Below are 13,108 nucleotides of genomic sequence, written 5' to 3' on the forward strand. Positions count from 1 at the left end.
TTGGCGTCACATCCTACGGAGGGCGGGTCCATGACGCTTGCGCAGTTCATCGACGTCGTGCGTCGGTACGTCTGGTGGGTCGTCCTGCTCGTGGTGCTCGGCGCCGCCTGCGGCGTGGCCGCCGCGGTGCTGCAACCGCCGCAGTACCGGGCGCAGGCGAAGGTCTTCGTGTCGGTCGGCGGGGCGACCGTCAGTGACCTCAACCAGGGCGGCACCTTCTCGGAGGCCCGGGTCACCTCGTACGCACAGCTCGCGACCTCGCCGCGTGTGCTCCGCGCGGCCGCTCGTCGTGCCGGCCTCACGTCCTCCGTCCGCGACCTCGCCGGGTCCGTCTCCGCGGTCGCGGACGCCGACACCGTCATCCTCACCATCACGGCGACGCGGAACCGCCCGCGCGCGGCCGCCTTGCTCGCGAACGCCGTCGCGCAGGAGACCATCGACGCGGTCACGGAGGTCGAGCGCGCCGGTCGTGGTGCCTCGCCGCTCGTGCACCTCGCGCTCTTCCAGCGCGCCGAACCGCCGAACGACCCGAGTTCCCCACGGTTGGCGGTGGCCGTCGTCCTCGGGGTCCTCGCCGGGCTCGTGGCCGGCATCGGCACCGCGCTCCTGCGGGGGTCCGTGGACACGAAGATCCGGTCGGTGGACGCCCTCCGCCGCGCTGCACCGACGACCGTCCTCGCCGAGATCCCCGTCGACGACGACATGACCCGGTCGCCGCTCATCGACCTCGGCAACCGGTACTCCGAACGGGCCGAGGCGTTCCGGCAGCTGCGGACGCACCTGACCTTCACGAACGTCGACGGCGGGCAGCAGAGCATCGTCGTCACGAGTGCCGTCCCGGGGGAGGGCAAGTCGTCCACCGCGGTGAACCTGGCGCTGGTGATGGCGCAGAACGGGCTCGACGTGCTCCTCGTCGACGCCGACCTGCGACGCCCGACGACGGCCGACCAGCTCGGGATCGAGAGCCGGGTCGGGCTCTCGACGGTGCTCGCCCACCAGGTCGAGCTCGAGGACGCCGTGCAGACGGTCGGCGAGCACGGACTGCGCGTGCTCGCGTCCGGACGGGTCCCACCGAACCCGAGTGAACTCCTCGCATCACGGCAGATGGAACTGCTCATGGCCACCGTGCGGGAGCAGTACGAGCACGTCGTCATCGACGCGCCACCCCTCCTGCCGGTCACCGACCCGGCCGTCCTCGCCGCGATGGCGACGGGGGTCGTCCTGGTCGGGTCGGTCGACGGGCGGGTGACGAACGGGCAGATGGCGCAGGCGGTCGCGACCCTCGACACGGTCGGCGCACGCGTGCTCGGGGTCGTCGCGAACCGCGTCCCGGTACGAGGCCGTCCGGCGAGCTACGGCGGCTACCGACCGAGCGTCCCGATGAGCGAGAGCCCGCGGCGGTCCCGACGCTCGCGCCCGGACGACGACCGGGGGGCGGGGTCGTGACGACGTGGCGCATCACCTTCGTCTGCGAGGGGAACGTCTGCCGGTCGCCGTACGCGGCGCTCACCCTCCGGTCGCGGTGCCACGGGTCCCGACACCCCGGGGTGGAGGTCTCGAGTGCCGGGACCCATGCGTCACCGGGTGCACCGGCGGACCCGATGCTCCGCGCACTCGTGCGCCCGGACGACCTCGCCGCGCTCGAACGACACCGGGCGCACCCGATCGCCGCGGACGCGCTCCGACGACAGCACCTTGTGGTGACGATGACACGAGCACAGCGGTCCGCGGTCCTCGACGTCGCGCCCGCCGTGCTCCAGCGCGTCTTCACCGTCGCCGAGGTCATCCGCATGACCGCCCGGCTCCGCGACGACGCATCACGGATCGATCCCGCGCTCGCCGTCCACGAACTCCTGGCGCGTGGCCGACCGGAGTCGCCTGCGCGATCCGACGACGACGTACCGGACCCGGTCGGCGGCGACGCCGAGACCTTCCGGCGCATGGCGCGCACCCTTGACACCGCGGTCGACGGCCTCGTCCTGCTCCTGCGCTCCGTCCCGGCCGGGCCGACGGGAGCAGCAGGATGAGCGGGCGCGGCCTGATCGTGCACGAGTGGATCGAGCGGACCGGTGGTGCCGAGCGGGTACTCGACGCGTTCGCCGCCACCCACCCGAGCGCCGACATCCTCGCGCTCTGGAACGACCACCCGGACCGGTACGAACCCGGACGTGTGCGGGAGAGCGCTGTCGCCCGGACCCCGCTCCGCGGGCGGAAGGCCGCCGCGCTGCCGCTCATGCCGGCGCTCTGGCGGTACGAGGGCCGCCGGCACGGTGCGTACGACTGGGCGCTCATCAGTTCCCACCTGTTCGCCCACCACGTCCGCGTGCGTGGTGTCCCGCCGGAACGGCACTTCGCCTACGTCCACACGCCGGCGCGCTACCTGTGGGCACCGGAGCTCGACGCCCGTGGGGCTTCCCCGGCGGTCCGGGCCGTGGCGCCGCTGTTCCGCGCCGTCGACCGGCGCCGCGGTGCGGACCTGATCGAGGTGGCCGTGAACAGCGCCTTCGTGCGGGAACGGGTCCGACGTGCCTGGGGTGTGGACGCGCGGGTGCTCCATCCGCCGGTCGACCTGCAGCGGATCCGCGCCGCAGCTGCCGCTCGATCGTCCCTCACCGAGGACGAGCAGGCGCTGCTCGACTCGGTGCCGACCGACGCGCTCCTCGGAGCGTCCCGGTTCGTGCCCTACAAGCGACTCGACGTCGTGATCGCGGCCGGCGCAGCGACGGGACGACCGGTCGTCGTGGCCGGCTGCGGCCCGGACGAGGACCGACTCCGCGCCCTCGCCACTGCGGCTCCGGTCGAGGTCCACTTCGTCATCGCGCCGTCCGACCGTCTGCTCGCCTGCTTGTTCGACCGTGCTGCGGTCCTCGTGTTCCCGGGGATCGAGGACTTCGGCATCGTGCCGGTCGAGGCGCTGGCCCTGGGGACCCCGGTCGTGGTGGCCGCACGGGGTGGAGCGCGCGAGTCGACGTCCGAGCGGAGCGGGGCGTGCCTGCCCGGACATGACCCGGACTCCCTCGCGGACGCGGTCGAGCGGGCGGTGCGCCTGGACCCTTCGGACTGTCGACGCGACGCCGAACGGTTCGACGTGGCCCACTTCCGGTCCGAGGTCGCCTCGTGGACGGCAACGTGACCGGCGGTCCCTCCCGGCTGGTCCGCAGGGAGCGGGTCTGTCATGACGACCGTGACGTGCGGCCGGTCGTCGCGTTCGTGACGCACTCGGCGCAACCGTCCGGCGCCGAGCTGTTCGTGCTCCGGGTCGTCCGTGCGGTCGAACGTGTCCGTCCACTGGTCGTGCTCGGCGAGCACGGCCCCCTCGAACGCGACCTCCGGGCCGCCGGGGTCGACACGGTCGTCGTGCCCCTGACGAGCGGCGTCCGGGCGCACACCGGCAGGAGCCGCCCCGGTGTGCTCACCCTCGCCCGGCACGTGGTCGACGTGATCGCCGTCGCGGTCCGGGTCGCCATGCTCTTGCGTCGACGTGGTGTCGGACTCGTCACGACGCACTCGGCGAAGGCCCACGTCTACGGTGCGCTCGCGGCCCGTCTCGCCCGGACGCCGGTGCTCGCGCACGTGCACAGCGTGGTGGGCACACGCCGGGACGCGGGACGGAACGCGCGCCTGCTGCGGGCTGCACTCCGTGTCCTCCCGCACGGCCTCGTGGCGAACTCCGCGGCCACCGCCCGGTCCGTCCGCCCTCCGGCGTCCCGGCCCGTGTCGATCGTGCCGTGCCCCGTCGCCCTGCCGCGCCCCGTGGACGACGCTCCTCGCCGGTCTGCGCCGCACCGGCCGGTGTTCGTCCTCGTCGGGCGCATCGCGCGCGGGAAGGGCCAGGACGTCGTCCTGCGAGCCCTCGCGCGGGGCCGGGCGACAGGCGGTCTGGACGGCGCGTGCGTGCGTCTGGTCGGCTCGGCGCTCTTCCCCGACGACGTCGCCCACGAGGGCGAGCTCCGCGACCTCGTCACGCGACTCGACCTGGAGGACGTCGTCGAGTTCGTCGGTCAGGTCGACGACGTCGCCGCGGAGCTCGCGAGGGCGACCGCAGCGTTGCACGCGAGTGTCGAGCCCGAGGGTTTCGCCCAGGTCGTCGTCGAGGCGATGGCGTCGTCGTGCCCCGTCATCGCGACCGCTGCCGGGGGACCCGCCGAGCTGGTGTCGGACGGCGTCGACGGTCTCCTGGTCGTTCCCGGCGACCCCGACACCCTCGCCGCCGCGATGACCCGCGTCGCGTCCGATCCGGGCCTCCGAGCGCGACTCGCTGCCGCTGGCCGGGAGACCGCGCAGCGGTACGACATCGACCGGGTCGTGGACGCGCTCGAGACCGTGCTGCTCGGGGCCCTCCCACCGAGAGCTGCATCCGAACGGCCGGACGTCCGCAACTGCCGCTGACCGAGCCCCGCCGCGCGTGAGACCGAGCGACCTCCTGCCCGCCGGGACTCGGGCGCCGTGCCGCGGCGAGACCGAGCGACCTCCTGCCCGCCGGGACTCGGGCGCCGTGCCGCGGCGAGACGCCGGGCGACTACCGGTCTCGAACCGTGTGCCCGGACCACGCCGTTCCCGGCGTCAAGCGGCCCGGTCGTCCAGGCCGCAAGGGTCACGCGACCGCGGAGCGCGCACCACGCTCCCGACGTCCCGGAGCAGACCCCGCGTCCGGGGCAGGGCCGCGACGCACACGACCCAGGTGCACGCCGCCGTCACCGCCCCGACGGCGAGCGCAGCCCGGTCGTCGTGCACGAGGCACCGCACTGCGACCGCCGCCACACCGCACACCAGCGCCGTGGTCGTCGGCTCGAGGAGCGGGCGGACCAGGTCCGCCAGGCGGAGCCCCGTCGTCCGGGTGACGACGAGGAACCCGGGGGTGACGAGTACCAGCCCGGCGATCGACGCCGCGACCGCGACCCCGTGCACGCCCCACCGCGCCCCGAGAAGGTACGCGACGACGGTCGTCGGTCGGCTGACGGCGCACTCCCACACGGTCAGTCGTGCGGCGGAGCCCCCGGCGAGGACCGCGAACGTGGTGACGCTGGTCACGGTGAGTGCCATCGCCATCGGCACCATCAGGCGGAAGGCCGCGGCCGATGCCCGCCATCCGTCGCCGAACACCGTCACGACCAGCGGTTCCGCGAGCACCGCGAGGACGCCGACCACCGGCCAGATCGTCACGCACGCAGCGGTGAGGACCGTGCGGAACCCGGTGCGGAAACGGGCCGGGTCGTGCAGGAGTCGCGCGAGGGCGGGGATCGCTGCCCGCCGCAGGGGACCGTTGACCTGCTCGACCGGGAGCAGGACGAGCTGCGTCGCTTGCGCGTACACACCGGCGGCGACCGGACCGAAGGCCGCGGCGACGAGCACGCGGTCCACGCTCCGCGCCAGCCACTCCATCGCCTGCACGGCCGTGGCGTTGGCGGCGAACCCGAGTTCGTCCCGCAGGTCGCGGAGCGGCACGCGCGGCGCCGCCGGGATCGGCGCACGGAGGAGGATCGCCACGCACAGGACGACGGCGTAGACCGCGGCTTGGAGCAGCGGGGCCGACGCACCACCGCCGCGGAGGGCCACGGTGACCGCGACACCGCAGGAGAGCACCGCTGCGCCGACCTCGGCACCCCCGATCGTCCCGAACCGTTGCCCACGGGCGAGCAGGGCGGTGGGGACGGCGCTCGAGCCCGCGCAGAGGAACACGACGGCCAGGAGCGGCAGCGTCACGGCCCCGGCGGGCAGCGCGGACGCCGGGACGACGACTGCGAGGCCGAGCGTGACGCCTGCGGCCACGACACCGAGGACGACGGACAGACGATGGAACGTCCGCGTCGTGCCGGCCGTCAGCTGTGGCGTGCGACCGATGAGCCACGTCACGCCGCCGGATCGGATCAACTCGGCTCCGGTGACCGCGACGAGAGCGGTCACCGCCGAACCGTAGGCGCTGGGCCCGATGAGACGGGCGACCACCGCGAGCGAGACGAACTGCACGGCGAACCGTGTCCAGGTCGTGGCTGCGCCGACGACCGCTCCGCGGCTCGCCGCCCGTCCCGCCACTCCCGGCCCGGGCGGCCCGTCGGCGTCGTCGGCCCCTCCAGCAGCGTCCCAGGAGCGGGAGCGGTCCTCGGCCGACACCCCCGGCGTCCCGCGGCGAGGATCCCGGCCGCCTGGGCCGTTGACGGTCACCGCTCGACTGAGTTGTGCGCGCCGGAGTCGTCGACACGGGGCCGTGAACCCGTCCGGACGGCGTTGCCGTCGCCGGTGATCGTGACCCGGGCCACCCGCTCGACGTCGACGCCGTTGATCGCGCCGGTGATCGTCAGGTGCTCGACCCTGCCGAGGTGCACGAGGGTGTTGCTGCTCGTGATGACCACGTCCGCGCAGTCGCCGACCGTCAGCTCGGTGTTGTTCCGGTCCGCGATGACTGCGCGGCCGTCCGTGCAGGGCACCTCTGCGCGCTCGACCTCCGGCCGGGGGAGCGGCGTCGTGGCGCGATCGGAGGGGGCGCTGGCGGGTGCGCTGCTCGGCCCGGTGGACGCCGTGGACGACGGCGTGTGCGGTGGCGACGAGCGCGCCGGGGGCGACGAGGTGCCGGACGGAGCGGGTGCATCGTGGCCGCCCGCCGAGCATCCGGCGAGGAGGAGCGCGACGCCCGTGGCGACGACGGCCGCGCGGGCGCGATGGATGCTGGTCATGAGGGTCCTTCCGGTCCGAGGGAGCAGGAGAGCGGGCGGGGCGGTGACGACGCCCCGCCCGCTCCGGTCAGCGGGTGACTGTGACGTTCACCGCGGTCAACGTCGCTCGCCCGCCCTTCGTCCGCTGGCTGGCCCAGAACTGGTACGGGCCGGCGGGGAGGTCGATCGACGACTGCACCTGCCACGTCCCTCCGGTCGCGACCGTGCTCCCGAACAGCGCGTCGTTCGACTGGTCGGTGCCCGTGACGACGACCGTCGAGCCGGGCAGCGCCGTGCCACGGATCACGAGACCTTTCGCGCCGGACACGGTCGCACCGTCCGCGGGACTCGTGATGGTCGGCGCCACGAGGTCGCCGTAGTCGAGCGAGACGTCGATGCCGTCCGACTCGACGGAGCCGACCTCCTGGGTGACGGTGAGCACGACGGTGCCGTGACCGACCTCGGACGGGTCGATGCCGAGCGTGTAGTAGCCGGACGGCCCGACGGGTGTCCGACCGACCTCCCGGCCGGCGGCGTCGCGCACGATGACGGTCGCGCCGGGCTCGGCACGGCCGGTGATGAACGCCCATCGAGCGATGTCGTCCGGGAACTGCCCGACGGCGGTCGGTGCCGCCGGTCGCCCCTGCTCCACCTTCACGTTGATGCCGACGAGCTCGACCTTGCCGCCCCTCGTCCGCTGGTTCGCCCAGAACTGGTAGTCGCCGGCGGGCAACCGCAGGTCGCTCTCGATGGTCCAGGCGCCGTCGACGACGGCGGCGGAGCCGATCGCGGTGTCGTCGGTGAAGTCCGTGCCGACGACCTGCACGCGTCCACCGGCGTTGCCCGTGCCGGTGAAGCGGAGTCGGCCGGCCGGCACCGTGCCGTGGTCGAGCGGGGAGGTGAAGGTCGGCGTGTTCTGGCCGTAGTCGAGCGTGACCGGAGTCGCTGCCGACTCCGCACCGTCGACGACCTGGGTCACGCTCAGCCCGACCGCTCCGTACCCGACCCGCGCCGGGTCGATGGCGACGGTGAAGGCCCCGGTCCCGGCTGCGGCGGTCGTCCTGGCGATCTCCTCGGTGCCCCGGCGCACGATGACGGCGGCGCCGGGGGTCGCCGTGCCGTCCAGGTAGGCCCAGGCGGAGAGGTCCGCCGGGAAGTGGCCCTGCACCGTCGGGCCGGCCACCACCTCCGGACCGACGACCCGCACGGGGGACGACGACCGGATGTCGGTGGTGCCGCGGTCGGTCGTCCCGTCGAGCGCGTACGCGAGTGCCCCGTCGCCGAGCGGGGCGTCACGGTCCGCCGTCACCGCGGCGAGCCACCGCTGCTGGTTGCCCTCGGTGCGCCGGTACCCGCGGACGGCGCTGCTGTCGAAGCGGCCGGTGAGTGTCCGGCCGCTGTTCGTCACCCGCACGTCGACGAGGGCGAGATCGGGGTCGGTGTCCCAGGCTGCACCGGTGCCCGATCGCGCCTGTCCGGTGACCGCCTGGCCGGCTTCGAAGTGGGTGCCCTCGGGCGCGGTGAGTGTGACGTCGGTGCGGTACTGCGTGATCGTCCCGGTCGCGCGGACGGCGAACGGCACCCGTTCGGTGGTCCCGCGGGCGATCTCGGTCACGGCCGAGGACGTCGCGGCCACCCCGCCGTCGGGGAGCTGCGGCTGACCGATGTGGACCGTCACGGTCGTCTGGTCACGGCGGGAACCGCCGACGTACTGCTCGTACGTGAACGTGCTGTCGCCGACGGGGAGACCGTCGACGGTCTCCTCCCAGTTCCCGTCGGCGTCCGCCGTCGCGACCCGCTGTCCGCCGCGACGGATCTCGGCGAGGGGCGTCGCGGTGCCCGTGATCCGGGCTCGCCGTGCACTGTCGTCCGTGCTCGCCACGCGAGCGGTGATGTCCTTCTCCGGGTACGGCCGCGTGATGTCCCCGAGGGACGTCGTCCCGGTGCTGTAGTAGCCGAACCCGAGGATGGAGACCCCGTACGACCTGATGGAGCCGGTGAGGGTCGTGCCCGGCGCCCAGTCGGACGGCCAGGGGACGAAGTACCCGTTCTTCGTCGCGACGTTCCGCTTGTCGACGCCTGCTGCGAGCACCTGGAACCACGTGCGGCAGGAGGCGAAGTCGAACGAACAGATGCCGTCTGCGTACACGGTGAAGCCGGCCTGCGACGTGGTCACCTGGACGGACGTCGGCGGCGCGAGGCTGAGCAACGACCGGGTCTCCGGCACCCTGGTGCCGGGCGGGACGTCCGGCACGGCTCCGGGCGCGTCCTCTGCAGCGCTCGCCGCGCTCATGCCGGTGGTGAGCGGACCCACGGCGACGAGCGCGGCGAGCACGGCGGCGCACAGCGTGCGACTGGGACGGGTGGTGGTCTTCGGCAACGTTGCCCCCTCCTTCGGCAGCCGGTCCACGGCACGGACCGGTCGTTTCACAGCACTGTAGCGCTATCTCACATGTCAGACATCAATTCCACAGGTCGAAGGTTGAGTCTTCTTGGCGCAACTCCGGTGCGGACGACTTGACGTCCAGGCACGTCGGAGTAAAGTTGAGCGCAGCGGACGCAAGTCCGGACAGGCTTCAGTGAGACCACACCCGATCGAAGGAGCACCAACACATGGGACGTGCAGTAGGCATCGACCTCGGAACCACCAACTCCGTCGTCTCCGTTCTCGAGGGCGGCGAGCCCACCGTCATCGCCAACGCCGAGGGGCTCCGCACGACGCCCTCGATCGTGGCGTTCACGAAGGACGGCGAGGTGCTCGTCGGCGAGACCGCGAAGCGCCAGGCCGTCACGAACGTCGACCGCACCATCGCGAGCGTGAAGCGCCACATCGGTACCGACTGGAAGGTCGACATCGACGGCAAGAGCTACACGCCGCAGGAGATCTCGGCCCGTACCCTCGGCAAGCTCAAGCGCGACGCCGAGCAGTACCTCGGCGAGGACGTGACCGACGCGGTCATCACCGTCCCGGCGTACTTCAACGACGCCGAGCGCCAGGCCACGAAGGACGCCGGTGAGATCGCCGGCCTCAACGTCCTCCGCATCATCAACGAGCCGACCGCCGCGGCACTCGCGTACGGCCTCGACAAGGGCAAGGAAGACGAGCTCATCCTGGTCTTCGACCTCGGCGGTGGCACGTTCGACGTCTCCCTGCTCGAGGTGGGCAAGGACGAGGACTTCTCCACCATCCAGGTCCGCGCGACCTCCGGTGACAACCGCCTCGGCGGCGACGACTGGGACCAGCGGATCGTCGACCACCTCGTCAAGAAGTTCAAGGACGAGCACGGCGTCGACCTGTCGACCGACAAGATCGCGAAGCAGCGCCTCAAGGAGGCCGCCGAGCAGGCGAAGAAGGAGCTGTCGAGCCAGCTCAGCGCGAGCATCCAGCTCCCGTACCTGACGCTCACCGCCGACGGCCCGCTCAACCTCGACGAGACCATCTCGCGCGCACAGTTCGAGCAGATGACCTCCGACCTGCTCGACCGCACGAAGAAGCCGTTCAACGACGTCATCAAGGAGGCGGGTGTCAGCGTCAACGACATCGCGCACGTCGTCCTCGTCGGTGGTTCGACCCGCATGCCCGCCGTGGCCGAGGTCGTCAAGTCGCTGACCGGCGGCAAGTCGCCGAACCAGGGTGTGAACCCGGACGAGGTCGTCGCCGTCGGTGCGGCGCTGCAGGCCGGCGTGCTGAAGGGCGAGCGCAAGGACGTCCTGCTCATCGACGTCACCCCGCTCTCGCTCGGCATCGAGACCAAGGGTGGCCTGATGACGAAGCTCATCGACCGCAACACCGCGATCCCGACCAAGCGCAGCGAGACCTTCACCACCGCCGACTCGAACCAGCCGTCGGTCGCGATCCAGGTCTTCCAGGGCGAGCGTGAGTTCACCCGCGACAACAAGCCGCTCGGCACCTTCGAGCTCACCGGCATCGCGCCGGCACCCGCGGGCATCCCGCAGATCGAGGTCACGTTCGACATCGACGCCAACGGCATCGTGCACGTGTCCGCGAAGGACAAGGGCACCGGCAAGGAGCAGTCGATGGTCATCTCCGGCGGCTCGTCGCTGCCGAAGGAAGACATCGAGCGCATGGTCCGCGAGGCCGAGGAGCACGCCGCCGAGGACAAGGCCCGCCGTGAGGCGAGCGAGCGTCGTAACCAGGCCGAGCAGCTCGTCTACTCGATCGAGAAGCTCATCAAGGAGAACGACGACAAGCTCCCCGCGGACGTCAAGTCCGAGGTCCAGGGCGACGTCGACGGTCTCAAGTCCGCGCTCGCGGGTGAGGACGACGAGGCCGTGAAGACCGCGTTCGACAAGCTCAACGAGTCGCAGGGCAAGCTCGGACAGGCGATCTACGCGCAGAGCCAGGCAGCTGACGCCGCCGGTGATGCGGGTGCGGGCGCCGGTGCCGAGGGCCAGACCACCGGTGACGACGAGGACATCGTCGACGCCGAGGTCGTGGACGACGACGACAACGACAAGAAGTAGGACACATGACCACCAGCAACGAGAACCCGCAGGACCCGCAGCACGACGGCGCCGACCTGCCTGGAGGCTCGGCTGACGGTGGGCAGACCGGTTCCGGCCCGGCGGATGGTTCCGCCGGGCCCGCCGGGTCCGCCCCCCAGGGTGGGCAGGCACAGGGCGGCCAGGCGCAGGGCAACCCGGCCGAGGGCTCCGAGGACGGCGCGACGGCTGACGTCGACGGCGCCGAGGACCTCATCGAGGCCGAGGGTCCGGACGTCGAGGTGTCGACGGACGCCCCGCCGGTGAACGACCTCAGCCCCGAGGACGAGGCGCTCCTGGCCGACGCAGCGACCGGCATCGCCGAGGACCGGCTCTCGCCGTCCGACCGCGACCTCGTCGGCGAGATGCGGACGGACATGCTCCGCGCCCAGGCCGAGCTCGTGAACTTCCGGAAGCGCGTCGAGCGTGACCGGGACGCCAACCGCGAAGCCGTCATCGCCGAGGTCGTGCGTGCACTGCTCCCGGCCCTCGACGACCTGAACCGCGCCGAGTCCCACGGCGACCTCGCCGAGGGACCGATGCAGGTCATCGCCCAGAAGCTCCGCAGCGGGTTCGACAAGTTCGGGCTCGTGCGGATCGGCGAGAAGGGCGAGACCTTCGACCCCAACGTGCACGAGGCGATCGTCCAGCTGCCCACGCCGGGAGCGACCGGCCAGACCGTGGCGGACGTCGTGGAGCCGGGCTACAAGCTCGGTGACCGCGTGCTCCGTGCGGCCAAGGTCGCCGTGGCGGTGCCGGCCTGAGGGTCGGCGACGGTGGAAGGGAGGTGAGCCGTGGCCAGTCAGGACTGGTTCGACAAGGACTTCTACGCAGTGCTCGGGGTGTCCAAGGACGCTTCCGAGGCTGACCTGAAGAAGACGTACCGGAAGCTCGCGCGGCAGTACCACCCGGACTCCAACCCGGGTGACGCTGCTGCCGAGTCGAAGTTCAAGGAGATCAGCGAGGCGTACTCGGTGCTCTCCGACAAGGAGCAGCGCAAGGAGTACGACCAGGTCCGTGCGATGGGCTCCGGAGCTCGGTTCACATCGGGTGGGCCGGGCGGTCAGGGCGGCTTCGAGGACGTCTTCGGCGGCATGTTCGGCGGAGGCGGTGGCGGACAGCGCGTCCGTTTCGGGCAGGGCGGCTCCGGCGGTGCCGGCGGCTTCGAGGACATCCTCGGCGGCATGTTCGGCGGCGGTGGCTTCGGCCAGAACACCGGCGGCTTCCGGGGCTTCGGCGGACCGACGAAGGGGCGCGACGTCACCGCGACGACCACGCTCGACTTCGCCACCGCGATCGCCGGCGACACCGTCAAGCTCGCCCAGGGCAACGGCCGACCGGTGAACGTCCGCATCCCCGCGGGCGTCGCCGACGGGCAGAAGATCCGGTTGCGCGGTCGGGGGGAACAGAGCCCCGACGGCGGCGAGGCCGGCGACCTGGTGGTCACCGTCTCCGTCCGCAAGCACCCGGTGTTCGAACGCGACGGGCAGAACCTCCGCGTGGACGTCCCCGTGACGTTCATCGAGGCAGCGCTCGGTGCGACGATCCAGGTGCCCACCCTCGGCGGCGAGCCCGTCAAGCTGCGGGTCGCACCGGGGACGCCCTCGGGTCGGGTCCTCCGGGTCAAGGGTCGTGGGGTCCCGGGCAAGAACGGCACCGGTGACCTCCTCGCCACCGTGCAGGTCGCCGTCCCGTCCCACCTGTCCGACAAGGCACGCGCGGCGCTCGACGCCCTCGCGGACGCCCTGCCGGACGAGGACCCCCGCGAGGACCTCCTCGCCAGGGCGCGCGGCTAGCCGCGCACCGCAGCGCACGATCGGCCAGGAGGCTCGGTCCGGCTCCGTCAGGGACCCGCACCGAGCCTCCAGACCGGCAGGGTGATCCCGTGTCGCCGCCCGAACCGGCGGCGCGGGCACGCACCCGGTCCCACACGACAGGCACGACGGAAGGAGCGC

General features: G+C 72.5%; 10 protein-coding genes. 7 read left to right on the plus strand and 3 right to left on the minus strand.

Going from position 1 to position 13,108, the window contains the following annotated elements; genetic code table 11:
* The first annotated feature begins 30 nt into the window (after positions 1–30).
* The 4 genes from DEI91_RS03540 to DEI91_RS03555 are packed head-to-tail and all read left to right on the plus strand — an operon-like array spanning position 31 to position 4,389.
* Complete coding sequence (locus DEI91_RS03540; RefSeq protein WP_181439462.1) at positions 31–1,446, plus strand: polysaccharide biosynthesis tyrosine autokinase; 1,416 nt, start codon at positions 31–33, stop codon at positions 1,444–1,446.
* A complete protein-coding gene (locus tag DEI91_RS03545; RefSeq protein WP_111050958.1) occupies positions 1,443–2,027 on the plus strand; it encodes a hypothetical protein in 585 nt (194 codons plus the stop codon). Before DEI91_RS03540 ends, DEI91_RS03545 begins: the two co-directional genes overlap by 4 nt.
* The gene (locus tag DEI91_RS03550; protein WP_111050959.1) at positions 2,024–3,133 is read left to right on the plus strand and encodes a glycosyltransferase; all 1,110 of its coding nucleotides are present in this window, start codon (positions 2,024–2,026) and stop codon (positions 3,131–3,133) included. Before DEI91_RS03545 ends, DEI91_RS03550 begins: the two co-directional genes overlap by 4 nt.
* 56 nt (positions 3,134–3,189) lie before the next feature.
* On the plus strand, positions 3,190–4,389 hold the full coding sequence (locus DEI91_RS03555) for a glycosyltransferase (RefSeq protein WP_146244190.1): 1,200 nt from the start codon (positions 3,190–3,192) through the stop codon (positions 4,387–4,389).
* A gap of 174 nt (positions 4,390–4,563) precedes the next feature.
* Here DEI91_RS03555 and DEI91_RS03560 read toward each other — a convergent pair whose 3' ends face one another.
* The 3 genes from DEI91_RS03560 to DEI91_RS03570 form a co-directional block, all read right to left on the minus strand.
* Positions 4,564–5,967 (minus strand): oligosaccharide flippase family protein, encoded by a 1,404-nt coding sequence (locus tag DEI91_RS03560; RefSeq protein ID WP_181439463.1) that lies wholly within the window; start codon positions 5,965–5,967, stop codon positions 4,564–4,566.
* Between the two features lie 191 nt (positions 5,968–6,158).
* The gene (locus tag DEI91_RS03565; protein ID WP_111050962.1) at positions 6,159–6,671 is read right to left on the minus strand and encodes a DUF3060 domain-containing protein; all 513 of its coding nucleotides are present in this window, start codon (positions 6,669–6,671) and stop codon (positions 6,159–6,161) included.
* 67 nt (positions 6,672–6,738) lie between these two features.
* Positions 6,739–9,030 (minus strand): Ig-like domain-containing protein, encoded by a 2,292-nt coding sequence (locus DEI91_RS03570; protein ID WP_146244191.1) that lies wholly within the window; start codon positions 9,028–9,030, stop codon positions 6,739–6,741.
* A gap of 233 nt (positions 9,031–9,263) precedes the next feature.
* Between DEI91_RS03570 and dnaK the strand changes: the two genes are divergently transcribed.
* From dnaK to DEI91_RS03585, 3 genes are read left to right on the plus strand one after another with little or no spacing between them, the layout of a single operon-like run.
* Positions 9,264–11,135: a molecular chaperone DnaK gene (gene dnaK, locus DEI91_RS03575; RefSeq protein ID WP_111050964.1), complete on the plus strand. Its 1,872-nt coding sequence runs from the start codon at positions 9,264–9,266 to the stop codon at positions 11,133–11,135.
* A gap of 5 nt (positions 11,136–11,140) precedes the next feature.
* Positions 11,141–11,917 carry a nucleotide exchange factor GrpE gene (locus tag DEI91_RS15890; protein WP_146244192.1) on the plus strand — a complete coding sequence of 259 codons (777 nt, stop codon included), beginning with the start codon at positions 11,141–11,143 and terminating at the stop codon, positions 11,915–11,917.
* A 30-nt stretch (positions 11,918–11,947) separates the two neighbouring features.
* Positions 11,948–12,949 (plus strand): DnaJ C-terminal domain-containing protein, encoded by a 1,002-nt coding sequence (locus DEI91_RS03585; RefSeq protein ID WP_111050965.1) that lies wholly within the window; start codon positions 11,948–11,950, stop codon positions 12,947–12,949.
* Positions 12,950–13,108 lie beyond the last annotated feature (159 nt).

Source organism: Curtobacterium sp. MCBD17_032 (assembly GCF_003234855.1).
Taxonomy (GTDB): domain Bacteria; phylum Actinomycetota; class Actinomycetes; order Actinomycetales; family Microbacteriaceae; genus Curtobacterium.

Coding starts and splice junctions, on each gene's coding strand:
- DEI91_RS03540 (WP_181439462.1), top strand. CDS start 31: ATGACGCTTGCGCAGTTCATCGACGTCGTGCGTCGGTACGTCTGGTGG.
- DEI91_RS03550 (WP_111050959.1), top strand. CDS start 2,024: ATGAGCGGGCGCGGCCTGATCGTGCACGAGTGGATCGAGCGGACCGGT.
- DEI91_RS03565 (WP_111050962.1), bottom strand. CDS start 6,671: ATGACCAGCATCCATCGCGCCCGCGCGGCCGTCGTCGCCACGGGCGTC.
- dnaK (WP_111050964.1), top strand. CDS start 9,264: ATGGGACGTGCAGTAGGCATCGACCTCGGAACCACCAACTCCGTCGTC.
- DEI91_RS15890 (WP_146244192.1), top strand. CDS start 11,141: ATGACCACCAGCAACGAGAACCCGCAGGACCCGCAGCACGACGGCGCC.